This window comes from Pseudomonas bubulae (genome assembly GCF_037023725.1).
Lineage (GTDB): Bacteria > Pseudomonadota > Gammaproteobacteria > Pseudomonadales > Pseudomonadaceae > Aquipseudomonas > Aquipseudomonas bubulae.
In genome coordinates this window covers 1,085,893-1,108,758 of sequence record NZ_CP146077.1, presented here as the reverse complement: position 1 = coordinate 1,108,758, position 22,866 = coordinate 1,085,893, and the positions used below count along the sequence as shown (strand labels likewise).

General features: G+C 59.9%; 21 protein-coding genes. 12 read left to right on the top strand and 9 right to left on the bottom strand.

What is annotated here, in order from left to right:
- The first annotated feature begins 158 nt into the window (after positions 1 to 158).
- The 5 genes from V6L81_RS05135 to V6L81_RS05115 all read left to right on the top strand — a co-directional run bounded on the left by V6L81_RS05135 (position 159) and on the right by V6L81_RS05115 (position 5,606).
- Complete coding sequence (locus V6L81_RS05135; RefSeq protein WP_165446525.1) at positions 159 to 683, top strand: RNA polymerase sigma factor; 525 nt, start codon at positions 159 to 161, stop codon at positions 681 to 683.
- Positions 680 to 1,657, top strand: a complete 978-nt coding sequence (locus tag V6L81_RS05130) for a FecR family protein (RefSeq protein ID WP_338660518.1) — start codon at positions 680 to 682, stop codon at positions 1,655 to 1,657. Before V6L81_RS05135 ends, V6L81_RS05130 begins: the two co-directional genes overlap by 4 nt.
- 90 nt (positions 1,658 to 1,747) lie before the next feature.
- Positions 1,748 to 4,183, top strand: coding sequence for a TonB-dependent siderophore receptor (locus tag V6L81_RS05125; RefSeq protein WP_338660517.1), 2,436 nt, complete (start codon positions 1,748 to 1,750; stop codon positions 4,181 to 4,183).
- A 140-nt stretch (positions 4,184 to 4,323) separates the two neighbouring features.
- Positions 4,324 to 5,436, top strand: a complete 1,113-nt coding sequence (locus V6L81_RS05120; protein ID WP_095020452.1) for a PepSY domain-containing protein — start codon at positions 4,324 to 4,326, stop codon at positions 5,434 to 5,436.
- A complete protein-coding gene (locus tag V6L81_RS05115) occupies positions 5,433 to 5,606 on the top strand; it encodes a hypothetical protein (RefSeq protein WP_094999895.1) in 174 nt (57 codons plus the stop codon). The genes V6L81_RS05120 and V6L81_RS05115 overlap by 4 nt, the downstream gene beginning before the upstream one ends.
- 93 nt (positions 5,607 to 5,699) lie before the next feature.
- On the opposite strand, the gene fba is transcribed toward V6L81_RS05115, so the two are convergent.
- From fba to tkt, 5 genes are all read right to left on the bottom strand, one after another.
- The gene (gene fba / locus V6L81_RS05110) at positions 5,700 to 6,764 is read right to left on the bottom strand and encodes a class II fructose-bisphosphate aldolase (protein ID WP_004419605.1); all 1,065 of its coding nucleotides are present in this window, start codon (positions 6,762 to 6,764) and stop codon (positions 5,700 to 5,702) included.
- A gap of 174 nt (positions 6,765 to 6,938) precedes the next feature.
- Positions 6,939 to 7,157 (bottom strand): hypothetical protein, encoded by a 219-nt coding sequence (locus V6L81_RS05105; RefSeq protein ID WP_094999894.1) that lies wholly within the window; start codon positions 7,155 to 7,157, stop codon positions 6,939 to 6,941.
- A gap of 32 nt (positions 7,158 to 7,189) precedes the next feature.
- Complete coding sequence (locus V6L81_RS05100; protein WP_094999893.1) at positions 7,190 to 8,353, bottom strand: phosphoglycerate kinase; 1,164 nt, start codon at positions 8,351 to 8,353, stop codon at positions 7,190 to 7,192.
- Between the two features lie 26 nt (positions 8,354 to 8,379).
- On the bottom strand, positions 8,380 to 9,435 hold the full coding sequence (gene epd, locus V6L81_RS05095) for an erythrose-4-phosphate dehydrogenase (protein WP_095019480.1): 1,056 nt from the start codon (positions 9,433 to 9,435) through the stop codon (positions 8,380 to 8,382).
- A 126-nt stretch (positions 9,436 to 9,561) separates the two neighbouring features.
- Positions 9,562 to 11,559: a transketolase gene (gene tkt / locus V6L81_RS05090; RefSeq protein ID WP_094999891.1), complete on the bottom strand. Its 1,998-nt coding sequence runs from the start codon at positions 11,557 to 11,559 to the stop codon at positions 9,562 to 9,564.
- A gap of 260 nt (positions 11,560 to 11,819) precedes the next feature.
- On the opposite strand from tkt, the gene V6L81_RS05085 reads away from it, so the two are divergent.
- The 3 genes from V6L81_RS05085 (at position 11,820) to V6L81_RS05075 (ending at position 14,608) form a co-directional block, all read left to right on the top strand.
- Positions 11,820 to 12,815: a metalloregulator ArsR/SmtB family transcription factor gene (locus V6L81_RS05085; protein WP_094999890.1), complete on the top strand. Its 996-nt coding sequence runs from the start codon at positions 11,820 to 11,822 to the stop codon at positions 12,813 to 12,815.
- A gap of 19 nt (positions 12,816 to 12,834) precedes the next feature.
- Positions 12,835 to 14,025, top strand: a complete 1,191-nt coding sequence (gene metK, locus V6L81_RS05080; RefSeq protein WP_094999889.1) for a methionine adenosyltransferase — start codon at positions 12,835 to 12,837, stop codon at positions 14,023 to 14,025.
- 187 nt (positions 14,026 to 14,212) lie between these two features.
- Positions 14,213 to 14,608, top strand: a complete 396-nt coding sequence (locus V6L81_RS05075) for a DUF1090 domain-containing protein (RefSeq protein ID WP_094999888.1) — start codon at positions 14,213 to 14,215, stop codon at positions 14,606 to 14,608.
- Positions 14,609 to 14,728: 120 nt separating this feature from the next.
- Here the strand turns inward: V6L81_RS05075 and V6L81_RS05070 are convergent, their stop codons facing one another.
- Positions 14,729 to 15,178 carry a cytochrome c gene (locus V6L81_RS05070; RefSeq protein ID WP_094999887.1) on the bottom strand — a complete coding sequence of 150 codons (450 nt, stop codon included), beginning with the start codon at positions 15,176 to 15,178 and terminating at the stop codon, positions 14,729 to 14,731.
- A gap of 128 nt (positions 15,179 to 15,306) precedes the next feature.
- Here V6L81_RS05070 and V6L81_RS05065 point away from each other — a divergent pair, with 128 nt between their 5' ends.
- Complete coding sequence (locus V6L81_RS05065; RefSeq protein WP_150628467.1) at positions 15,307 to 16,461, top strand: murein transglycosylase A; 1,155 nt, start codon at positions 15,307 to 15,309, stop codon at positions 16,459 to 16,461.
- A 112-nt stretch (positions 16,462 to 16,573) separates the two neighbouring features.
- Here the strand turns inward: V6L81_RS05065 and V6L81_RS05060 are convergent, their stop codons facing one another.
- Positions 16,574 to 16,960: an MAPEG family protein gene (locus V6L81_RS05060; RefSeq protein ID WP_095019477.1), complete on the bottom strand. Its 387-nt coding sequence runs from the start codon at positions 16,958 to 16,960 to the stop codon at positions 16,574 to 16,576.
- Positions 16,961 to 16,973: 13 nt separating this feature from the next.
- A complete protein-coding gene (locus V6L81_RS05055) occupies positions 16,974 to 17,807 on the bottom strand; it encodes a DMT family transporter (RefSeq protein ID WP_130872146.1) in 834 nt (277 codons plus the stop codon).
- Positions 17,808 to 18,006: 199 nt separating this feature from the next.
- Here V6L81_RS05055 and V6L81_RS05050 point away from each other — a divergent pair, with 199 nt between their 5' ends.
- The 3 genes from V6L81_RS05050 (at position 18,007) to V6L81_RS05040 (ending at position 21,827) form a co-directional block, all read left to right on the top strand.
- Complete coding sequence (locus V6L81_RS05050; RefSeq protein WP_083369739.1) at positions 18,007 to 19,266, top strand: sodium:proton antiporter; 1,260 nt, start codon at positions 18,007 to 18,009, stop codon at positions 19,264 to 19,266.
- A 198-nt stretch (positions 19,267 to 19,464) separates the two neighbouring features.
- Positions 19,465 to 19,839 carry a hypothetical protein gene (locus V6L81_RS05045; RefSeq protein ID WP_094999883.1) on the top strand — a complete coding sequence of 125 codons (375 nt, stop codon included), beginning with the start codon at positions 19,465 to 19,467 and terminating at the stop codon, positions 19,837 to 19,839.
- Positions 19,836 to 21,827 (top strand): pyrroloquinoline quinone-dependent dehydrogenase, encoded by a 1,992-nt coding sequence (locus V6L81_RS05040; protein WP_094999882.1) that lies wholly within the window; start codon positions 19,836 to 19,838, stop codon positions 21,825 to 21,827. Before V6L81_RS05045 ends, V6L81_RS05040 begins: the two co-directional genes overlap by 4 nt.
- 113 nt (positions 21,828 to 21,940) lie before the next feature.
- Here the strand turns inward: V6L81_RS05040 and V6L81_RS05035 are convergent, their stop codons facing one another.
- A complete protein-coding gene (locus tag V6L81_RS05035; RefSeq protein ID WP_095025296.1) occupies positions 21,941 to 22,849 on the bottom strand; it encodes a LysR family transcriptional regulator in 909 nt (302 codons plus the stop codon).
- Between the last annotated feature and the right edge of the window lie 17 nt (positions 22,850 to 22,866).

Below are 22,866 nucleotides of genomic sequence, written 5' to 3'. Positions count from 1 at the left end.
CATCAGGCGAAACGCGGCGATCCCATCGCGTGCAAGCCCGCTCCCACAATAACGACCCTCCCCCGCTTATATGTCATCCGATGAGCGTCAATTGCGTAGGATCACTCCCTCTGCCACAATCGCGAATAATTATCGTTAGTTAAAACTTGCAGTCGGTGATGCTCTTGTCGTCAGTCCAAACCCCCCACAGTGAGCTGGTTGGAGCGCTTTATCGCGACCATCGCGGCTGGCTGCTGGCGTGGTTACGGCGCAACGTGGCCTGCCCGCAGCGGGCAGAGGACCTCAGCCAGGACACTTTTGTACGCCTGCTTGGCCGTACCGAACTGCAAGCCCCGCGCGAACCCCGGGCCTTTCTGGCGGCCATCGCCAAGGGCCTGCTGTTCGACTATTTTCGCCGCGCCGCCCTGGAGCAGGCCTGGCTCAACGAGTTGATGCTGATCCCCGAAGCCGAGCACCCCTCGCCCGAGGCCCAGCAGTTGATCCTCGAAGACCTGCGAGCCATCGACCGCATGTTGGCCAAACTGTCGAGCAAGTCGCGTGCGGCCTTCCTGCACAGTCGGCTCGACGGCATGACCCACGGCGAAATCGCCGAACGCCTGGGCGTGTCGGTGCCCCGTGTGCGCCAATACCTGGCCCAGGGCATCCGCCAGTGCTATATCGCCCTGTATGGCGAACCAACATGAGCCAGGCCAATACCAAACCGGTCTCGGCCCAGGTGCTGGACGCCGCCATCGCCTGGCAACTGTGCCTGGATTGCGGCAACGGCAGCGCCGTGGAACAGGCCGAGTTCGCCAAGTGGTACAGCGCCAGCGAAGAACACGCCCGGGCCTGGTTACAACTGGGCATGCTCGACCAGCGCTTCAGCAATACCGGCATCCCGGCACGCAATGCTCTACTCAATGCGCGCAATGGCGTGCAGCAGCAGGCACGCAAGATCGGCAGCGGCCTGGCGAGTATCGCCCTGGTGTGCGGGCTGGCCCTGTTTGCCGGCAAGAACTACTTGCCCATCGATTACTGGATGGCCGACCAGCGCACTGCCACCGGTGAACAGCGCCAGATGCGCCTGGCCGACGGCACGTTGCTCAACCTCAATACCCACAGTGCAGTCGATGTACGTTTTGACAACAGCACCCGGCGCATCATCCTGCAAGAAGGCGAGATCATGGTCGAAACCGGCCACGGCGACCCTCGCCCGTTTATCGTACAAACCCGCGATGGCAGCTTGCTGGCCCTTGGCACCCGGTTCATGGTCAAACGCGAAGACGACGGCACGCGCCTGAGCGTGCTGCAATCGCGTGTCCAGGCCCATCCAGAAGATAGCGTCGAACAGACCATCTACAGCGAAGGGCAGCAAGTGCTGATGCACCGCGACCGTCTGGGCCAGATGTATGCAGTGAGTCCCGGGGCCGACGCCTGGACACGGGGCATGCTGGTACTGGACAACGTGCGCCTGGGCGACATGGTTGGCGAACTCAACCGCTATCACCGTGGCCACCTGGGTGTAGCCCCCGAAGTGGCCGACCTGCGCATCACTGGCAGCTTCCCGCTGAACAACGTCGAACTGGCGCTCAACGCCCTGTTGCCGACCTTGCCGGTGCAAATAGAACAGCGCACCCCGTGGTGGATCACTGTCAGCGCCAGGCCTGCGGCGAACTGAATCTAAATTATTTTCAATAAGCCCTATCACTTTTCAAATCTCGTGCGGCAGATAGGCATTGAGAAACATTTCCATTCAGGAACCCGCCGAATGTCCCGCACCCTCGACACGTTTTTGCGCCCCAGCCTGCTGGCTGTTGCCATTGCCCTTGGCGCTCCGCTGGCCAGCACCACGCTGATTGCCGCCGAACAGGCATCCTCTGCGCGCAGCTACAACTTGCCCGCCGGCCCATTGGCGGCCACCCTGAACCAGATCGCCAGCCAGGCTGACATCACCCTGGCCATCGACTCGTCCTTGCTGGCAGGCAAAACCTCGGCGCCGGTCAACGGCACATTTGAAGCCACGACTGCGTTGCGTGAGGCGTTGCAGGGGAGCGGTTTGCAGCTGGTGCCCGGCTCGGCTGGCAGCTTTACTCTGATCGAGATTCCCCAGGGCGCATTGGCTCTAGGAGCAACGACCATCTCCGCCCAGGGCAGCTACGAAAGCGCCTGGGGCCCGGTGGACGGCTACCTCGCCCAGCGCACGGCGTCGGGTACCAAAACCGATACCTCTTTGGCTGAAGCCCCGCGCTCCATCTCCGTGGCCACCCGTAGCCAAATGCAGGACCGGGCGGTGCAGAACCTGGATGATGCAGTACGTTACATGCCCGGCGTTACGGCCAGCAGCTATGGCAGCGACAGCCGCTCGGAGTGGCTGAAGGTACGCGGCTTCGAACCCACCCAGTTTCTCGACGGCCTACCGCTGCCCAAGGGCTCCTACACCATGCCCAAGCTGGAAACCTGGGACCTGGAGCGCGTAGCCCTGCTGCGTGGCCCAGCGTCATCGGTCTACGGCCAGACACCTGCCGGGGGTTTGCTGGACATGGTCAGCCGTCGCCCGCAGGACACCCCCAGCCATGAAGTGCAGGTCCAGGTCGGCAGCTACCAGCGCAAGCAGATCAGCTTCGACAGCACTGCCCCGATCGATGATGAAGGCCGCTTTTTGTACCGTATCAGCGGCCTGGTACGCGACAGCAACACCGCCATCGATCACAACGAAGACAAGCGCTATAACCTCGCGCCCAGTCTGACCTGGAACATCGACCCGGACACCAAACTGACGTTCCTCAGCCAGTTCAATCGTGACGACACCGGTATCACAAGTCAGTTCTTGCCGATCCAGGGCACTAAGGTTGACTCACCGGCGGGCAGTGTGAAGTATCACGAGAACCTGGGTGATCCGAAGTGGGAGTTCTACGACAAGACCTACTACGCACTCGGCTACGCCTTCGAACACCGCTTTGACGATGTGTGGCAGTTCCGTCAGAACTTGCGCTACACCAAAAGCGACCTGTCATTTCAGGGCATCACTGCAGGCGGTTACTACGGCTCCGTTGCCGACGACGGTACCGTGCAGCGCGGCGCCAATATCGTGAACGAAGACATCAGCCAGTTCGCCGTGGATAACAACTTCCAGGCAGACTTCAATACGGGCGCCCTCAAGCACACGGTACTGATCGGCCTCGATCACCAACGCGTCAATACCAACTACAAGTGGCAATACGGCGCAGCCCCGGCCAGCAACATCATCAACCCGATCTACGGGCAGGATTTCAGCAACGTCAAATACACCGCTTACAACGACTACAACCAGAAAACCCGTGACACAGGCCTCTACCTGCAAGACCAGATGGCGCTGGATAACTGGCGTTTGACCTTGGGCGGACGCCAGGACTGGCTGCACACCGACACCACGTTCTACAACGAGAACAATGCGCGCGACAAACGTGACGACAGCGCCTTCACCGGCAATGCCGCGCTGAGCTATGTGTTCGATTCCGGCTTCACGCCTTATGTGTCCTATGCCGAATCGTTCCAGGCCGAGCCGGGTGGTTTTGGCGGCAAGGCGTTCAAGCCCGGTACTGGCAAGCAATACGAAGTGGGCCTCAAGTACCAGCCACCCGGCACCGAGATGCTGTTCACCGCTGCCGTGTATGACCTGACCCGTAAAAACATCGTGCTCAGCGACACCCTGGGTGTAAGCCGGCCACTGGGTGAAGCCAACGTGCGCGGCGTGGAGCTGGAGGCCGTGGGTAACGTCAACGAGAACCTTAAACTGACCGCTGCCTACACCTATGCCAACACCAAGATGACCAAGGTCTCCGACCCGCTGGACAAGAACCGTCCACTGCCCCTGACGCCTGAACATCAAGCCTCGATCTGGGCTGACTACACCTGGCACAAAGGCGCGCTGGATGGCTTCGGCGTCGGCTTTGGTGCCCGCTACATTGGTGAGACCGACAACATCGCAATCGGCAGCATGGCTTATGTGCCCGACGCTTCTTATGGCCACACCGACGCTTATACCGTCTACGACGCCGCGGTGCATTACGACTTGGGCAAGGTCAGCAAAACGCTCAAGGGCGCCACGGTTTCTGTGAACGCCAACAACGTATTCGACAAGGAATACCTGTCGACCTGCGACGGTTTCTATTGCTACTACGGCGACCGGCGTAACGTCATGGCCAGCGTCAACTACAAGTGGTAACCCGCTAAGGGCTGCACCACCTTCCCCCTGTGGGAGCGGGCTTGCCCGCGATGCAGACAACTCGGTGCAACTGCAAAAACGAGTTGATGCCATCGCGAGCAAGCCCGCTCCCACAGGGGGTTTACGCATTCAGGATTTTCATGAAAAGCAAAACCATCCGCCGCTGGTCCTTTATCCACACCTGGACCAGCCTGATTTGCACTGCGTTCTTGCTGATGCTGGCACTGACCGGCCTGCCGTTGATTTTTCATCATGAAATCGACCATCTGCTAGGCGATGCGCCGCAGGTCAAAACCCTGCCTGCCGATACCCCAACCCTCGACCTGCAACAACTGGTGCGCGCCGCCGAAGCTCATCGCCCGGGCGAGGTCATGCAGTATTTCGGCTGGGACGAAGACGAACCCAATGCCGTCCTGACCATCATGGCACCCACCGCCGGCACCGAACCCAATTCCTCCCACACCTTTATGCTCGATGCGCGCACGGGCGAAGCCATAGAGGTGCCGTCAGCCAATGGCGGACTCATGATGGTCATGCTGCGCCTGCATGTGGACATGTTCGCCGGGCTGCCCGGCAAGCTGCTACTGGCCTTTATGGGCCTGCTGTTTGTATTGGCCATCATCTCCGGCACAGTGCTGTACCTGCCTTTTATGCGCCGCCATGAATTCGCTACCGTGCGCACCGACAAATCCAAACGCCTGCGCTGGCTCGACCTGCACAACCTGATTGGCGCCGTGACCCTGACCTGGGCCCTGGTGGTAGGGGTGACCGGCGTTATCAGTGCCTGTGCTGACCTGATCATTGCCGCATGGCGCAATGACAGCCTCAGCGCCATGATCGAACCCTACCGCGATGCTCCGCCACTGACCCGTCTTGCCCCGGCCAGCCAGTTGCTGGAGATCGCAGCCAAAGCCGCGCCCGGCATGCGCCCGGACTTTATCGCCTTCCCCGGTACACGGTTCTCCAGCGAGCACCATTACGCGGTCTTTATGAAAGGCAGCACGCACCTGACTTCTCACCTGCTGACCCCGGTATTGATCGATGCCAGTACCCTGGAGGTCACCGCAGTGGCCGGGCGCCCGTGGTACATGGACGCTATGGGCATGTCGCAACCGCTGCACTTCGGCGATTACGGCGGCATGCCGATGAAAATTCTCTGGGCGGCTCTCGACGTGCTGACCATTGTGGTGCTCGGCAGCGGACTCTACCTGTGGTGGGTGCGCCGCCGAGCGGCCAGGGAGAGCGCACGATGAGGCCCCGTCAGTCGAACTTCTGGAAAGTGTTTTCCATCCCGCTGGCGATTGGCCTGGTCAGCGTGATGGGCTTGTTCAGTGCGCTATTGGGTGACGAGGCGTGGGATGTATTGAGCTGGATTGGCTTGGGTATTCCTGTGTGGATCAGTGTGCGCGGGTTGCTCAAGTGACCCTCACCCTAGCCCTCTCCCGGAGGGAGAGGGCTGCAACTGACACCCACAAAAAAGCCCGCATCGCTGCGGGCTTTTTAGTACGCGCCGGTCTTAGTTGACCTTGGCGTTCAGCTCACCTTTGAGGTAACGCTGGTACATGGCTTCGAGGGAGATCGGCTTGATCTTCGAAGCATTACCGGCAGTACCGAAGGCTTCGTAACGGGCAATACACACGTCACGCATGGCCGTTACAGTGGCGCCGAAGAACTTGCGCGGGTCAAACTCGCTCGGGTTGGTTGCCATCAGGCGACGCATCGCGCCAGTCGATGCCAGACGCAGGTCGGTGTCGATGTTGACCTTGCGCACGCCGTGCTTGATGCCTTCAACGATTTCTTCTACCGGCACACCGTAGGTTTCTTTGATGTCGCCGCCGAACTCGTTGATGATCGCCAGCCACTCTTGTGGAACAGAGGACGAACCGTGCATCACCAGGTGAGTGTTCGGAATGCGCTTGTGGATCTCTTTGATACGGTCGATTGCCAGTACGTCGCCAGTCGGTGGCTTGGTGAACTTGTAAGCGCCGTGGGAAGTACCGATGGCAATTGCCAGGGCATCTACCTGGGTGCGCTTGACGAAGTCAGCCGCTTCTTCCGGGTCGGTCAGCATCTGGCTGTGATCCAGAACGCCTTCTGCACCGATGCCGTCTTCTTCGCCAGCCATACCGGTTTCCAGCGAACCCAGGCAGCCCAGCTCGCCTTCAACCGATACGCCGCAAGCGTGCGCCAGGGCAACGGTTTGCTGAGTCACGCGAACGTTGTAGTCGTAGTCGGTCGGGGTCTTGCCGTCTTCACCCAGCGAGCCGTCCATCATCACCGAGCTGAAGCCCAGCTGGATCGAGCGCTGGCACACGTCAGGGCTGGTGCCGTGGTCCTGGTGCATGCACACCGGGATATGCGGAAATTCTTCGATTGCAGCCAGGATCAGGTGACGCAGGAAAGGAGCACCCGCGTACTTGCGCGCACCGGCCGAGGCCTGAACGATCACCGGGGAGTCGGTCTTGTCAGCGGCTTCCATAATGGCGCGCATCTGCTCAAGGTTGTTTACGTTGAAGGCTGGAACGCCGTAGCCGAATTCGGCGGCGTGGTCCAACATCTGGCGCATGCTGATAAGTGCCATTGTGTGTGTCTCTCCCGGACAAGGGTCGTTAATCGTGCAAGCCTGCCGTAGCGGCGGCTGCTATTCAAGTTATTGCAGATCGGGGGTTTGCCCCGATATGGCCAATGCGATTTAGCTGAAACGTTACAGCTTCAGCTATAGCTATGCGGCCCATTGGGTGGGCCGCATTTCAAATCATGGGCACCCGCGCTCTTGTGAAGGCTTGGGCGACTCGTATTTTTCCAGCGCCTCGGGCCCTGAGCGTTTATTGACCAGCGGCACGCTTTGCGCCTGCCAGTCAGCCTGGTAACAACCACTCTCTTCAGGGGTTGCAGCCTCGGGCACCGACTCGCTCGAGCCGGCGCAACCGGCCAAAAAGCCCGCGATCATCAACAGCGGTAACAACTTGACCATGTCCATGCTTCCTTTCAGGGCCTGAAACACCTTCAGGCTTTGGCGCGGCTTTCCAGGATTTCAACGGCAGGCAGTACCTTGCCTTCGACGAACTCCAGGAATGCACCACCGCCGGTGGAGATGTAGGAGATTTGATCAGCAATGCCGTATTTGTCGATCGCCGCCAGAGTGTCGCCGCCACCCGCAATCGAGAACGCTGCGCTGTCGGCAATGGCCCGGGCCAGAACCTTGGTGCCGTTGCCGAACTGGTCGAACTCGAACACGCCAACCGGACCGTTCCACAGGATAGTCTTCGAAGACTTGAGCAGCTCGGCGAAATGCGCAGCAGTTTGCGGGCCGATATCCAGGATCATGTCGTCAGCAGCCACGTCGGCAATCAGCTTGACGGTGGCAGCGGCACTTTCAGCGAATTCTTTGGCCACGACTACGTCGGTAGGCAGGGGCACGTTGACCTTGGCAGCGATGGCGCGGGCAGTTTCCAGCAGGTCGGGCTCGTACAGCGACTTGCCCACCGGGTGACCGGCAGCGGCCAGGAAAGTGTTGGCGATACCGCCACCCACGATCAGCAGATCGCAGATCTGGCTCAGGCTGTTGAGCACTTCAAGCTTGGTCGACACCTTGGAGCCGGCAACAATGGCCGCCATTGGCTTGGCCGGGGCGCCCAGGGCCTTGCCCAGTGCTTCCAGTTCAGCAGCCAGCAGAGGGCCTGCCGCAGCAACCTTGGCAAACTTGGCCACGCCGTGGGTCGAACCTTCGGCGCGGTGAGCGGTGCCGAAAGCGTCCATCACAAACACGTCGCACAGGGCGGCGTATTGCTTGGCCAGTTCGTCGGCGTTTTTCTTTTCGCCCTTGTTGAAGCGCACGTTCTCGAACAGCACGATGTCGCCGGCTTTGACGTCGACACCATTGAGGTAATCGCTGACCAGCGGCACTTCACGGCCCAGGGCCTTGCTCAGGTACTCGGCTACAGGCTTGAGGCTGTTTTCAGCCGAGAACTCGCCTTCAGTCGGACGTCCCAGGTGCGAGCAGACCATAACCGCCGCGCCTTTTTCCAACGCCAGCTTGATGGTCGGCAGCGAAGCGAGGATACGCGCATCGCTGGTGACTACACCGTCCTTGACTGGGACGTTGAGGTCTTCGCGGATCAGTACGCGTTTACCTTGCAGATCGAGGTCGGTCATCTTCAACACGGTCATGGGTCGCAATTCCTGAGTTTCTAATGTTAGAGAACGGATTTTGGGTGGGTAACGTGCAAGTAGTGCTCTGCCACATCGATCATTCGATTGGCAAAACCCCATTCGTTGTCGAACCAGGCCAGCAGGTTCACCAGCCGGGGGCCGGAAACGCGGGTTTGGCTGGCATCGACAATGGCCGAATGAGGGTCATGATTGAAATCACAGCTGGCGTGCGGCAGCTCGGTGTAGGCCAGCAAGCCTTTGAGCGGGCCGCTGGTGGCAGCCTCGCGCAGCAGGCGGTTCACTTCTGCGGCATCGGTATCCCGGGCCGTGGTCAGGGTGATGTCCAGGCACGACACGTTCAAGGTCGGCACCCGTACTGCTTTGGCCTGAATTCGGCCGGCAAGTTCCGGCAACAGGCGCTCAATGCCTTTGGCCAGGCCGGTCGATACCGGAATCACCGACTGAAAGGCCGAGCGAGTACGTCGCAGGTCTTCATGATGGTAGGCATCGATGACCGGCTGATCGTTCATCGCCGAGTGAATCGTGGTGATCGACACGTACTCCAGGCCAAGCGCCTGATCCAGCAGACGCAACAGCGGTACGCCGCAATTGGTGGTGCAGGAAGCGTTGGACACCAGGCGCTCTTCGCCCGTCAGGCTGTGCTGGTTGACGCCGTAGACAATGGTGGCGTCGACATCGGCGTCGCTGGCCATCGGTTGCGAAAAAAGTACGCCGGGAGCCCCGGCATCCAGAAAGCGCTGGCCGTCGGCACGGGTGTTGTAGACACCGGAGCATTCCAGCACCAGGTCAATGCCCAGCGCGGCCCAGTCGATCCCTTCGGGGGTGGCACTGCGGAACACTTTCACGCAGTCGCCATTGATATGCAGGCAGTCGCCTTCGATCCGTATCTCGCCGGGAAACCGGCCATGGGTGGAGTCGAAGCGCGTCAAATATTCGAGACTGGCCATATCGGCCAAATCATTGAGTGCAACAATTTCAAACCCGGCAGAAGCCCCTCGCTCGAACAACGCACGCAAGACACAACGACCAATCCGGCCGTAGCCGTTGAGTGCAACTTTGTAGGGACGCGGTTGAGGCATGGGGTTCTCGATTACCAAGGTGAATCCTTCACCACTACTATTTCGCGAGCAGGCTCGCTCCCACAGGGATCTACATAGCCCATGTGGGAGCGAGCCTGCTCGCGAATAAGGCAGCCACTTTGTTACTTAGTCTTCCAGCAGCTCGTCAGCCTGACCCAGGATGTTTTCCAGGGTGAAGCCGAACTCCTCGAACAAGGCAGGCGCAGGCGCCGACTCGCCGTAGGTGGTCATGCCGATCACGCGGCCTTCCAGGCCCACGTACTTGTACCAGTAGTCAGCGTGGGAGGCTTCGATGGCGATACGGGCGCTCACCTGCAGCGGCAGAACCGACTGCTTGTAGCCCGCATCTTGAGCTTCGTACACGCTGGTGCATGGCATCGACACCACACGAACCTTGCGGCCCTGTTCGGTCAGTTTTTCCCAGGCCTGAACAGCCAGGCCCACTTCGGAACCGGCCGAGATCAGGATCAGCTCAGGCTCGCCTGCGCAGTCCTTGAGCACGTAGCCACCACGGTTGATATCGGCAATCTGGCCGGCATCACGGGTCTGGTGGTTGAGGTTCTGACGCGAGAAGATCAACGCGGACGGGCCATCGTTGCGCTCCAGGGCGTATTTCCAGGCAGCTGCGGATTCCACCGCATCGGCCGGGCGCCAGGTGTCCAGGTTCGGCGTAGTACGCAGGCTGGTCAGCTGTTCGATCGGCTGGTGAGTCGGGCCGTCTTCGCCCAGACCGATGGAGTCGTGGGTGAACACATAGATCACGCGCTGTTTCATCAGGGCCGACATGCGGATGGCGTTGCGGGCGTATTCCATGAACATCAGGAAGGTTGCACCGTAAGGCACCAGGCCGCCGTGCAGGGCAACGCCGTTCATGATGGCGCTCATGCCGAACTCACGTACACCGTAGTACACGTAGTTGCCGCTGGCGTCTTCAGCCGAAACACCTTTGCAACCTTTCCACAGGGTCAGGTTGGAGCCGGCCAGGTCAGCGGAGCCGCCCAGCAGCTCAGGCAGCAACGGGCCGAAGGCATTCAGCGCGTTCTGGCTGGCTTTACGGCTGGCGATGGTTTCGCCTTTGGCCGCGACTTCAGCGATGTAGGCGTTGGCCTTGGCATCGAAGTCAGCTGGCAGCTTGCCGCTCAGGCGACGGGACAGCTCGGCGGCCAGCTCAGGGAACTCGGCAGCGTAGGCAGCGAAGCGCTTGTCCCACTCGGACTCAACCGCAGCACCGACTTCCTTGGCATCCCATTCGGCGTAGATATCAGCCGGGATTTCAAATGGACCGTGGTTCCAGTTCAGGGCCTTGCGGGTCAGGGCGATTTCATCGTTGCCCAGTGGAGCACCGTGGCAGTCTTCTTTGCCCTGCTTGTTCGGCGAACCGAAACCGATGGTGGTCTTGCAGCAGATCAGCGTTGGCTGGTCGCTTTTGCGTGCGGTTTCGATCGCGGTCTTGATTTCTTCCGGGTCGTGACCGTCAACGTTACGGATCACTTGCCAGTTGTAGGCTTCGAAACGCTTTGGCGTATCGTCGGTAAACCAGCCTTCAACTTCGCCATCGATGGAGATGCCGTTGTCATCGTAGAAAGCGATCAGTTTGCTCAGGCCCAGGGTGCCGGCCAGCGAGCCAACTTCGTGGGAAATGCCTTCCATCATGCAGCCATCACCCAGGAACACGTAGGTGTGGTGATCGACAACGTTATGGCCAGGACGGTTGAACTGCGCGCCCATGACTTTTTCGGCCAGGGCAAAGCCCACAGCGTTGGCCAGGCCCTGACCCAACGGGCCAGTGGTGGTTTCAACGCCCGGCGTGTAGCCCAGCTCCGGGTGGCCCGGGGTGCGGCTGTGCAGCTGGCGGAAGTTTTTCAGGTCGTCGATCGACAGGTCATAGCCGGTCAGGTGCAACAACGAGTAGATCAGCATCGAACCGTGGCCGTTGGACAGCACGAAGCGGTCACGGTCAGCGAACGAAGGATTGCTCGGGTTGTGCTTCAGATAATCGCGCCACAGTACTTCGGCGATATCCGCCATACCCATAGGGGCACCTGGATGACCGCTGTTGGCTTTTTGCACGGCATCCATGCTGAGTGCACGAATGGCGTTGGCACGCTCACGACGGCTGGGCATCGCTGTTCTCCTGGGTATTGGAAGTTAAATCGAAACGGAAAAAAGGCGAGCATTTTCCCTCACCCACCCCCTCGGGGCAATGACAGATAGTCAGCTGAAACGTTTTTCCTTTGTTCAGGCAGGCAATCTGTTAAGGATCGGACATTTCATTTCGTTAATAAGCACATCTCACCCGACAAACGTGCCATTTATCGACCAATATCAAAAAGTTTTGATATTGAACTTGCGGGGGCTTGAGCGGGTAACTAGACTGCGGCCCCATGAACTTACGCGTGCCTTCAATCCGCCATGACGATTGCGACGAGCTCTCCGCCCTGTGCAAGGCTGGAGGCGACCCGCTGCGACTCAATGTGCTGCGCGCGTTGGCCAATGATTCGTTTGGTGTGCTGGAACTGACACAGATTTTCGCCACCGGGCAGTCCGGCATGAGCCACCACCTCAAGGTGCTGTCCCAGGCACGGCTGGTTGCAACCCGGCGTGAAGGCAACGCGATTTTTTATCGCCGCGCCCTGCCCCATACCGAACAACTGGGCGGCAAATTGCATGCAGCACTGCTGGAAGAGGTCGATAACCTGGCCTTGCCCGCCGATGTACAGGCGCGCATCAGCGCCGTACACGGCCAACGTGCAGCCGCCAGTCAGGACTTTTTCTCACGCATAGCCGAGAAATTTCGCGCTCAACAGGATTTGATCGCCGGCTTGCCGCAATACCGTGACAGTGTTTTAACCCTGCTCGACAAACTGAGCTTCGGCCCGGGGGCCACAGCCCTGGAAGTCGGCCCCGGCGATGGCAGCTTCTTGCCCGACCTGGCTCGTCGTTTCCATCAGGTCACGGCGCTGGACAACAGCCCGGTGATGCTGGAGCTGGCCCGCCAGTTGTGTGAACGCGAGTCACTGAACAACGTCAGCCTGATCCTGGCCGACGCGCTGCATGAAGCACCGATCCAGGTCGATTGCGTGGTCGTGAACATGGTCTTGCACCATTTCGCTGCACCGGCCGAAGCACTCAGGCAACTGGCGACCTTGCTGCAACCGGGCGGTAGCCTGCTGGTAACAGAGTTGTGCAGCCATAATCAGGCGTGGGCCCGCGAGGCCTGCGGTGATTTATGGCTGGGTTTTGAACAAGATGATCTGGCCCGTTGGGCCACCGCTGCGGGACTCGTTCCCGGGGAAAGCCTCTATGTAGGCTTACGTAATGGTTTCCAGCTTCAGGTCCGCCACTTTCAGCGGCCAGCTGGCGACACTCACCATCGGTAAATATTAGGAAACCGTCGAGATGAGCGAATACTCCCTTTTCACCTCCGAGTCCGTGTCTGAAGGGCATCCGGACAAAATCGCCGACCAGATTTCTGACGCGGTGCTGGACGCCATCATTGCTGAAGACAAGTTCGCCCGTGTGGCGTGCGAGACTCTGGTGAAAACCGGCGTAGCAATCATCGCCGGCGAAGTCACCACTTCGGCCTGGGTTGACCTGGAGCAGATCGTTCGTGACGTGATCACCGACATCGGTTACACCAGCTCCGACGTCGGCTTCGACGGTGCTACCTGCGGCGTGATGAACATCATCGGCAAGCAGTCTCCTGACATCAACCAGGGTGTAGACCGCGCCAAGCCTGAAGATCAGGGCGCCGGCGACCAGGGCCTGATGTTCGGCTACGCCAGCAACGAAACCGACGTGCTGATGCCGGCACCGATCACCTTCTCTCACCAGTTGGTACAGCGCCAGGCAGAAGCCCGCAAATCCGGCCTGCTGCCCTGGCTGCGCCCGGACGCCAAGTCCCAGGTCACTTGCCGTTACGAAGGCGGCAAGGTTGTGGCCATCGACGCCATCGTGCTGTCGACCCAGCACAACCCGGAAGTGTCGAACAAAGACCTGCGCGAAGGCGTCATGGAGCTGATCGTCAAGCACGTGCTGCCTGCTGATCTGTTGCACAAAGACACCCAGTTCCACATCAACCCTACTGGCCAGTTCATCATCGGTGGCCCGGTTGGCGACTGCGGCCTGACCGGTCGCAAGATCATCGTTGACACCTACGGCGGCATGGCCCGTCACGGCGGCGGCGCGTTCTCGGGTAAAGATCCATCCAAGGTTGACCGTTCGGCGGCCTACGCCGGTCGTTACGTGGCCAAGAACATCGTGGCTGCCGGCCTGGCTGAGCGTTGCGAGATCCAGGTTTCCTACGCAATCGGCGTCGCTCAACCGACTTCGATTTCGTTGAATACTTTCGGCACTGGCAAAATTTCCGACGACAAGATCATCAAGCTGGTGCGTGAGGTGTTCGACTTGCGTCCATACGCCATCACCAAGATGCTTGATCTGCTGCACCCGATGTACCAGGAAACTGCAGCATACGGTCACTTCGGCCGTATCCCGCAGACCAAAACGGTTGGCGACGATACCTTCACCACGTTCACGTGGGAGCGTACCGACCGCGCTGAAGAACTGCGTACTGCCGCTGGTTTGTAAGTAAGCCTGCTGCACCAAAAGCCCCGGACAGGCGACTGTTCGGGGCTTTTTGCTGCTGGCGGGCATCGCGCAACGGATTGCTTGCGTACGGATGCTGCTAACATCCACGGTTTCGAACCGCCGAACGACGCTTGTGCAGCGTTCTTTCGACCTTATTTAATTGTCATCTTTGGTCATGGAGCTATTTATGAAATTACTTTCACCGCTCGCCCTGTTTACTGTCTGCGGCCTGTTGGCTGCCCCGCTGATGGCCGCCGACACAGCGCCTGAACTGACCGGCTGTGCTGCCAAGAAGCAGGCCATCACCCTGCAACTTGAGCAAGCGCGTGCCCACGGCAACAGCAACCAGGTAGCAGGCCTGGAAAAAGCCCTGAGCGAAGTTGAAGCCCATTGCACCGACGCGGGCCTGCGCAAGGAACGCGAAAACAAGGTGCTGGAAGCCAAGCACGAAGTCAGCAAGCGCCAGGCAGATCTGGACAAGGCCATGAAGAAAGGCGATCCGGAAAAAATCGACAAGCGCAAAAACAAGCTGGCCGAATCGCGCAAAGAGTTGCAGGAAGCGCTGGATCAGCTGGACAAGTAATTCGCCCTGTGGGAGCGGGCTTGCTCGCGATGGGATCGCTGCGGTCTGCCTGACAGATCGCGTCGCCTGCATCGCGAGCAAGCCCGCTCCCACAGCAGGTGGGTACCGGCTCAACTTTACTCAGTGATTCCTGAATGCCTTGTGGCACGCACTGCAGGTGTCTTCGACCTTCTGCACCGCAGGCATCAGGTTACTGGCCTTGTAGGGTTGCACCTGGCTGGCGATAACCAGCTCACCCGTAGCAGCCTCCAACTGCCGCGCCAACTCCTGAAAACGTGCCTGCTTTTGCCAGACGTCATCAGTAGCGCTGGTTTGATCGCTCTCCTTTACTTGAGGGAAATGCTTCCACGGCTCGTAAGCCAACGCATCCAACTTGATAGCGCCTGCGGTAAAGCGCGGACCATCGAACGGAATTCGACCCCGCAACATGCCGCCCAGATCTTCACTGGTCTTTAGCATTTGCTTGAAAATCGCTTTACGCTGGCCCAGCGGCGAATCGGGATCAACCCCGCCACACGCCGTCAGCGTCAGGCAGGCCAGCACTACAACAGTCAATCGTTTAAGAATCATGGTGGCTTCAGGTCACGGAAATCGGCCGCCAGTATCCTCGTGTCACCCGTAAAGACCAATACCCTTATTAAATATACGGGTTGCCTTGAAGGCCATCAGACCTCGGCAGCCGTTAAGGAACAGCGTCAATGAACATATTTTTCAAACCACTGGCCTGGGCGCTGCCCGTTGTCATGCTCCTGGCCGGGTGCAACGGCACCGACAAGGACGCGGACAAAAATGCCGCAAAACCTGAACCTCACACGACCTACAGCAAAGCCGACTGGAGTGCGCTGCCGGAAGTGACAGGCAATGACCTGCAAAGCGGCTTCGCTTCATGGCGCAGCGCCTGCACCCGTCTCAAGGCCGACGCCAACTGGGGTCCGGTATGCAGCGACGCTGCGGCCCTGCCTGCCAGCCCCAGCGTGGCTGAAATCAGCAATTTCCTGCAAACCCACCTCGACGTGTACAGCCTGCGTTCGGCCGAAGGCAGCAGCGACGGCCTGATCACCGGTTACTACGAACCCGTTTACCCGGGCAGCCTCAAGCCCACCCAGGCGGCCAATGTACCGATCTACGGCGTACCGTCTGATCTGATCGTGGTCAACCTGGACAGCATTTACCCCGAGCTCAAAGGCAAACGCCTGCGCGGTCGCCTCGAAGGCCGTGTACTCAAACCTTACGACACCGCTGAAACCATCAACAGCAACGGCCTGAATGCTCCGGTACTGGCGTGGCTTACCGATCCGATGGACCTGCAATTCCTGCAGATCCAGGGCTCTGGCCGGGTCCAGCTGGACAATGGCCGTCAACTGCGCATTGGCTATGCCGACCAGAACGGCCACCCGTACAAACCGATTGGCCGCTGGCTGGTCGAGCAAGGCGAATTGAAGAAAGAAGACGTGACCATGGGCACCATTCACGCCTGGGCCATGGCCAACCCGCAACGCGTCCACGAGATGCTGGCCAGCAACCCCAGCTACGTGTTCTTCACTCAGAACCCCGACAGCAACGAAGGCCCGCGCGGCTCGCTGAACGTGCCGCTGACGGCCGGTTACAGCGTGGCCGTGGACCGCAAGGTAATCCCGCTGGGCAGCCTGTTGTGGTTATCGACCACCCAGGCCGACGGCCAGCCCATCGTTCGCCCGGTTGCCGCCCAGGACACTGGCGGCGCCATTGCCGGCGAAGTGCGGGCCGACTTCTTTGTCGGTACGGGCCCCGAGGCAGGGCAAATTGCAGGTGACATGAAACAGAAGGGCAATATCTGGCTGCTGTGGCCTAAAGGGGCGGCGTTGCCGTTGTAACTGCCCTTGTGGGAGCGAGCCTGCTCGCGATGGCATCACTGCGGCGCATCAGGTAAACCGCATCGCCGACATCGCGAGCAAGCCCGCTCCCACAGGCAGTGTGGTGATTGCGTTACATCGACACAAAAAAGAAGCTGACCACCAGCCCCATGCCGATAAACCACACGATGGAGCGCAGCATCGCCCAGTCAGCCAGGTAGCAGATGATGTAGAGCATGCGACTGGTAATAAACAGCACCGCCAGCACGTCAATGGTCACCGGCTGGGCGTTGCCGACGATATCGGCAATGATCACCGCCGCGGCAAACGCCGGGGTCACTTCAAAGCTGTTGAGCTGGGCACTGTGGGCACGCTTGGCAAACCCTTGCAGGCCGTCAAGAAACGTACGCGGATCATGGTTTTGCCTGGGCCCGAACTTGCCGTCACTGAACTTGGCAAAGGCGGTACACACATAGGTCAAACAGAAGGCAATCAGCACACACCAGAAAGCAACCGTCATTGGAATTTCCTTTTTAGAGTTTCATCACGAGCATGCCGATCAGCACCAGCCCACAGGCTAAGAGCCTCGGTCCGCCGAAAGGTTCTTTGAGGTAACGCATACCGAACAGCACCACCAGAATCACACTGACTTCACGCAGCGCCGCCGCCTCGGCAATCGAGCCCAGTTGCATGGCCCACAGCACCAGCGCATAGCTGGCCAGCACGCAAACCCCCACCGCCACGCCCAATCGCCATTGTGTACGCCAGAACAGCGCAAACGCGGCACGCTTGCGGGTAACCGCCAGCAACGGAAACGGCCAGGCGCTGAGCAGCGTGACCCACACCAGGTAATCCAGCGGGTGCGACCAGCGGCGGATAGCCTGGCCATCCAGGAAGGTATAGCAACCAATGCACAGGCCGATCAGCGCCACGACCGGCAGCATCGACCAGGGCAGGCGATCACCGCCACCGCCCTGCCACAACAGGCAGGCCATGCCGCACGGGATCAGCAAAATACCGATAATCTGCTGCCCGGTCAGCACTTCTCCGGCAAAGGTCAGGGTCAGCGCCAGCACCACCAATGGCGACAGCCCGCGCATCAGCGGGTACACCAGACCCAGATCCCCCACCCGATACGCGCGGATCAGCAGCACCCGGTACACCAGCTCGAAAAATACCGACGCCAGGATCCACGGCCAGATATCCGCCGGTGGCCATTGCGCAAACCCCACCAGCACCGCCACCACCACCAGCGCCACCGTGTCCATGCAGGCGATCACCAGCAAGCGCTCACCGCTGAACTTGATCAGGGTGTTCCAGATCGCGTGCAATACCGCCGCGACCAACACCAACACCGTTGCCAGCACCGCAGACTCCTTATTGTTATCAACCTGCGACTGCCGCAAGCGCCACCATGCAACCTCAGTGCAGCATTGTGGTCAATGACCTCGCACTTCGCGTCCGTTTGCCACACCCCCGGGATGTGCCCCTGACGCCCGTTTTTGCATCCAAACATGACCCGAACCCATCGGATTTCCATTCACTCTCGCCACCACAGGATCCCGGATGCTTGAGCTTGTTGCTGCGTTTATCTGCCTGACCTCACTACTGACTTATGTGAACTTCCGCTTTATCGGCCTGCCGCCGACGATTGGCGTGATGGTCACCGCCCTGATGTTTTCCCTGCTGTTGCAAGGCTTGAGCTTTCTCGGTTACCCCGGGCTGGAAGAGCGCGTGCAAGAGCTGATCGGCCAGATCGACTTCGGCGACCTGCTGATGAACTGGATGCTGTCGTTCCTGCTGTTTGCCGGCGCCCTGCATGTGAATTTCAACGACGTGCGCAGCTATCGCTGGCCCATTGGTTTGCTGGCCACGGTCGGCGTATTGATCGCCACTACGGTGATCGGCAGCCTCGCGTACTGGATTTTCGGCCTGTTCGGCTGGCATATCAGCTTCCTGTACTGCCTGCTGTTTGGTGCACTGATCTCCCCCACCGATCCGATTGCCGTGCTCGGCGTGCTGCGTACAGCCAATGCCTCCAAGCCACTGAAAACCACCATCGTCGGGGAGTCGCTGTTCAATGACGGCACCGCCGTTGTGGTGTTCACCGTGCTGTTGGGCATCGTGCAACTGGGCGAAACCCCGAGCCTGAGCGCCACGGCCATGCTGTTCGCCCACGAAGCCATTGGCGGCGTGGTGTTCGGCGGCCTGATCGGTTACCTGGTGTACCGCATGATCAAGAGCATCGAGCAATACCAGATCGAAGTGATGCTGACCCTGGCCCTGGTGATTGGCGGCTCGGCCATGGCCAGTGAGCTGCATGTATCGGCACCGATTGCGATGGTGGTCGCCGGTTTGATCATCGGCAACCTGGGCCGCAACAAGGCCATGAACGAGATGACCCGTCGCTACATGGACGGTTTTTGGGAGCTGCTGGATGACATGCTCAATGCGCTGCTGTTTGCGCTGATCGGCATGGAACTCTTGCTGCTGCCGTTCTCGTGGCTGCATTTGCTGGCTGCCAGCGGTTTGGCCGTGGCCATTTTGCTGTCGCGCCTGCTGACTGTGGCCCCGGCCATTGTCTTGCTGCGCCGCTGGCGCACCGTGCCGCGCGGCACGATCCGCATCCTCACCTGGGGCGGCTTGCGCGGTGGTGTTTCGGTGGCGCTGGCCCTGGCCTTGCCGCTGGGCCCGGAGCGCGACCTGATCCTGAGTATCACTTATATCGTGGTGCTGTCCTCGATCCTGTTCCAGGGCCTGACTATCGGCAAACTGGTCAAGCATGTGACCAAGGATGCGCCGGTGGAGGCTGAGCAGGCGCACTGACACTCACATTTCCTGTGGGAGCGGGCTTGCCCGCGATGGCATCTACTCGGTCTGTCAAAGAGACCGAGCCGCCTGTATCGCGAGCAAGCCCGCTCCCACAAAGATTGCTGCCGCTTGCATCCTCCCGGCGATTTCCTCCGCCTTGGCTACACTCACTTTCCGTGATGCCCTCGGGCATGAATCGCTAAGGAGAAAGGGATGAGTACTTCTGCAGCCTACGCACCGCCCAGGCGCCAACTGGGTGCCCATATCATGATCATCGCGGCTCTGGCTGCCCTGGCCATTACGGCAGGGCGGTTCTTTATGCCATTGTCCGGTGTGACGGGTTCCGGCGGGGCAATGACCACTATGTTTGCCGAACTGGTGCTGTTTGTCCTGGGCGTACTGCTGCTCAAGACCGGGGCAGGAGGCTTGCGCAACTTCGTCCTGTTTCTGGGCTGGGCCGGTGCGATAGGCACCATTTTTGCCGCCAGCCTGCTGCATGGTTGGTGGACAGTGATTGCCCTGCTGGTCTACGCCGTGGGTGTTGTCATTGAAACCTTTGGCCCCAAGCCAGCAAGGAGCGCGATATGAACGGGATCAAGAAGCACATTTTGACAGCACCGGCGCTGTGCCTGCTCGCCGGGGTATCCAACGCTTACGCCCAGGACACCTACACCGTACCGCCACCGTTGCTGGCACCGTCGAGCATCTCTGCCGAAGACGCCAGAATCCCGATCCCCAGCGGCAAGGAATGGGACAGCTTCCACGGCCAGCTCAGCTCGCAGAAGTACTCGCCCCTCACCCAGATCAACAAGGACAACGTCGGTAAACTGACCAAAGTCTGGCAGTACTTCACCGGCGACATGTCCACCGGCACCGGCAAAATTCCGCCATCGGTATGGTCCGCCACGCCCATTTTCGCCAATGACACACTCTACGTCGGCACGCCGTTCTACCGGATCATCGCCCTTGAGCCCGAGACCGGCAAAGAGAAGTGGACCTACGACACCAAATCGCCCCTGGTGGCCGAAACCCAGCCCGCGCTTAAATCACGCGGTGTGGCCTACTGGCAGGAAAAAAACCCGCAAGCCGGCGTGGCCTGCCAGAAGGTCGTGTACCTGGGCAATATGACCGCACAGCTGTACGCGGTGGATGCCGATACCGGCAAACCCTGCGCAGGCTTCGGTAAAAATGGCGTGGTGGACGTCAACCAGTGGAACAAGGTCAACGCCAAGTGGCCACTTTCCCAGCTGCAACCCCCCACCGTTATTGGCGACAAGCTGATCGTGGGCTGGGCCGGCAAAGACTGGGAATACGAAGTTGAATCACCGGGCTCGCTGTTTGCCCTCAATGCTCGCACCGGTGAGCTGGAATGGGAATTCAAGCCGATCCCGGATGAAGAAGCTGGCAAAACCGGTACCGCCAACATCTGGACCGCGATGTCTTATGACCCGGCTCTGGGCTTGCTGTACATCCCCGTGTCCTCACCGTCACCCAACTACTGGGGCGGCAACCGGACCAAACCGATTCCTCTGGGCACCTCCACCACTGCGCTGGATATCAATACCGGCAAGGTCGTCTGGTCTCGTCAGTGGGTTCACCATGACTTGTGGGACTACGACATCAACTCGGCGCCCACGCTGATGGATATCACCGTCGACGGCAAGCCTGTCGCCGCGCTGGTGCAAGCGACCAAGATGGGTTTCCTGTTCACTGTTGACCGCCGTACCGGTGAAGACGTGTGGCCGATCGAAGAGCGCCCCGTACCCAAAGGCGACGCCGATGGCGAAGTCTACTCACCGACCCAACCGTTCCCGACCAAACCTGCGCCGCTGCTGGATCAGTCGAAAAAACCAGCCATCTGGAAAATCGCCGATATCGTCGGTTTCGGCCAGTGCAGCAAAATGTGGGACGGCCTGGAATACAACGGCATGTACTCACCGCCTTCGACCAAAGGCAACGGCGTCCTGGCTTACCCGGACAGTGCCGGTGGCGTGCAATGGGGCGGTGTCGCGTTTGACCCGGTGAGTCAGGTGGCGATCGTCAACACCTCGCACATCGTGCAGATGATCAAGCTGTGGGATCGCGCTTCCTACGACAAACAGCCTAAAGACTCCGGCAACGAAAACGGCTTCTACCCACAGATCGGCGCGCCTTACGGCATGAGTTTGCTGAACGCGCAAAACTGGGCAGGCATGCCGTGCTGGGCACCGCCTTTCGGTGAAATCGTGGCAATCAACATGAACACCGGTGACGTAAAATGGCGTCGGCCGATGGGTGCCGTGCAGCAGTGGGGCTGGTACATGCCTGAAAGCATGGGCTCACCGACCATTGGTGGCCCGGCAGTAACGGCCGGTGGCGTGGTGTTTATCGGTGCCTCGATGGATGCCAAGGTGCGCGCCTACTCCCTGGATGACGGCAAGGAATTGTGGTCGGATATCGTTATGGCCCCTGCCGTGGCCAACCCCGCGATCTATGAATACAAGGGCCGTCAGTATGTGGCGTTTGTAGCGGGGGGCAACTCGATCTTGAAAGATCAGGTAGGTGATCAGGTGGTGGTGTACGCCTTGCCGAAGTAACCCCCCACCCTGTGGGAGCGGGCTTGCTCGCGATGGTAGCGCGGTGGTCACTCAGACAAATCGCGCGGCCATTATCGCGAGCAAGCCCGCTCCCACACTGTTAAATCGCGTTATCAACCCGCCAACCGCTGCAACTGTTCGCTGGCACGCTCTGCGAACAGTTGCAGCAACCCTTCCAGCGTATGTACCGGGGCCTCATCGGCCCGGGTCAGCGCATACAGCGTAATCGGTAGTGCGGGGCTCAGAGGCCGGATCACGGTACTCGCCCGCGACGCCCCCAGCGCCGTAAATGGATCGATCACCGCCAACCCCGCCCCCGCCTCCACCATCGCCCGCGCCAGTGAATAGGTTTGTACCGCAATGCTGATACGTGGCGGCGGCTCAACCGATTGCAGGTAGCTGTCCAGCCGTGCAAACAACGGATCGGCACTGCTCAGGCCGATCAAAGGCGCATCCGCCAGTTCATCCAGCGCCAGTGGCACACCTTCACTTGCATCAGGCCAGAACCCCCGCGGAGCCAGTGCCACCAATACGCCGTGGGCCAACGCCTGGGCCTTGAGGCCCGGGTGATCGGGCAGTTTGAAGGTCAGGGCTACGTCCAGTTCGCGCATCAACAGGTTCTGGATCAATTCACGTGTATGAGCACTGACCAGTTCACAGTTGATGTCCGGATATCGGTGCTTCCACTCGCTGATCACGGGCGGCAGTAGTGCCAATGCCAAGGCTGGCGTACTGCCAATGCGCAAACGATGCCCCGGCGTACGCCGCAGGCTTTGCGCCAGACGCTGCACCCCTTGCAGGCTCTCGGTCACCTTGTCGACTTCGCGCTCGAGCAATAGCGCTTCCGGGGTGGGCTGCAATTTGCCGCGTACCCGCAAAAACAACGGGAACCCCAGCCGCTGCTCAGCGTGTTGCAGCACCTTGCTCACCGCAGGCTGCGACACATGCAGCAACTGCGCCGCCGCACTGACAGAACCGGTTTGGCGAATCGCCTGAAACACTTCGATATGACGCAAGCGCATGGCAGTAGTCCATAACC

What these genes read in the sequence shown, in the direction of transcription:
- V6L81_RS05135 (WP_165446525.1), top strand. Translation starts at nt 159, where the DNA reads ATGCTCTTGTCGTCAGTCCAAACCCCCCACAGTGAGCTGGTTGGAGCG.
- V6L81_RS05130 (WP_338660518.1), top strand. Translation starts at nt 680, where the DNA reads ATGAGCCAGGCCAATACCAAACCGGTCTCGGCCCAGGTGCTGGACGCC.
- V6L81_RS05125 (WP_338660517.1), top strand. Translation starts at nt 1,748, where the DNA reads ATGTCCCGCACCCTCGACACGTTTTTGCGCCCCAGCCTGCTGGCTGTT.
- V6L81_RS05120 (WP_095020452.1), top strand. Translation starts at nt 4,324, where the DNA reads ATGAAAAGCAAAACCATCCGCCGCTGGTCCTTTATCCACACCTGGACC.
- V6L81_RS05115 (WP_094999895.1), top strand. Translation starts at nt 5,433, where the DNA reads ATGAGGCCCCGTCAGTCGAACTTCTGGAAAGTGTTTTCCATCCCGCTG.
- fba (WP_004419605.1), bottom strand. Translation starts at nt 6,764, where the DNA reads ATGGCACTTATCAGCATGCGCCAGATGTTGGACCACGCCGCCGAATTC.
- V6L81_RS05105 (WP_094999894.1), bottom strand. Translation starts at nt 7,157, where the DNA reads ATGGTCAAGTTGTTACCGCTGTTGATGATCGCGGGCTTTTTGGCCGGT.
- V6L81_RS05100 (WP_094999893.1), bottom strand. Translation starts at nt 8,353, where the DNA reads ATGACCGTGTTGAAGATGACCGACCTCGATCTGCAAGGTAAACGCGTA.
- epd (WP_095019480.1), bottom strand. Translation starts at nt 9,435, where the DNA reads ATGCCTCAACCGCGTCCCTACAAAGTTGCACTCAACGGCTACGGCCGG.
- tkt (WP_094999891.1), bottom strand. Translation starts at nt 11,559, where the DNA reads ATGCCCAGCCGTCGTGAGCGTGCCAACGCCATTCGTGCACTCAGCATG.
- V6L81_RS05085 (WP_094999890.1), top strand. Translation starts at nt 11,820, where the DNA reads ATGAACTTACGCGTGCCTTCAATCCGCCATGACGATTGCGACGAGCTC.
- metK (WP_094999889.1), top strand. Translation starts at nt 12,835, where the DNA reads ATGAGCGAATACTCCCTTTTCACCTCCGAGTCCGTGTCTGAAGGGCAT.
- V6L81_RS05075 (WP_094999888.1), top strand. Translation starts at nt 14,213, where the DNA reads ATGAAATTACTTTCACCGCTCGCCCTGTTTACTGTCTGCGGCCTGTTG.
- V6L81_RS05070 (WP_094999887.1), bottom strand. Translation starts at nt 15,178, where the DNA reads ATGATTCTTAAACGATTGACTGTTGTAGTGCTGGCCTGCCTGACGCTG.
- V6L81_RS05065 (WP_150628467.1), top strand. Translation starts at nt 15,307, where the DNA reads ATGAACATATTTTTCAAACCACTGGCCTGGGCGCTGCCCGTTGTCATG.
- V6L81_RS05060 (WP_095019477.1), bottom strand. Translation starts at nt 16,960, where the DNA reads ATGACGGTTGCTTTCTGGTGTGTGCTGATTGCCTTCTGTTTGACCTAT.
- V6L81_RS05050 (WP_083369739.1), top strand. Translation starts at nt 18,007, where the DNA reads ATGCTTGAGCTTGTTGCTGCGTTTATCTGCCTGACCTCACTACTGACT.
- V6L81_RS05045 (WP_094999883.1), top strand. Translation starts at nt 19,465, where the DNA reads ATGAGTACTTCTGCAGCCTACGCACCGCCCAGGCGCCAACTGGGTGCC.
- V6L81_RS05040 (WP_094999882.1), top strand. Translation starts at nt 19,836, where the DNA reads ATGAACGGGATCAAGAAGCACATTTTGACAGCACCGGCGCTGTGCCTG.
- V6L81_RS05035 (WP_095025296.1), bottom strand. Translation starts at nt 22,849, where the DNA reads ATGCGCTTGCGTCATATCGAAGTGTTTCAGGCGATTCGCCAAACCGGT.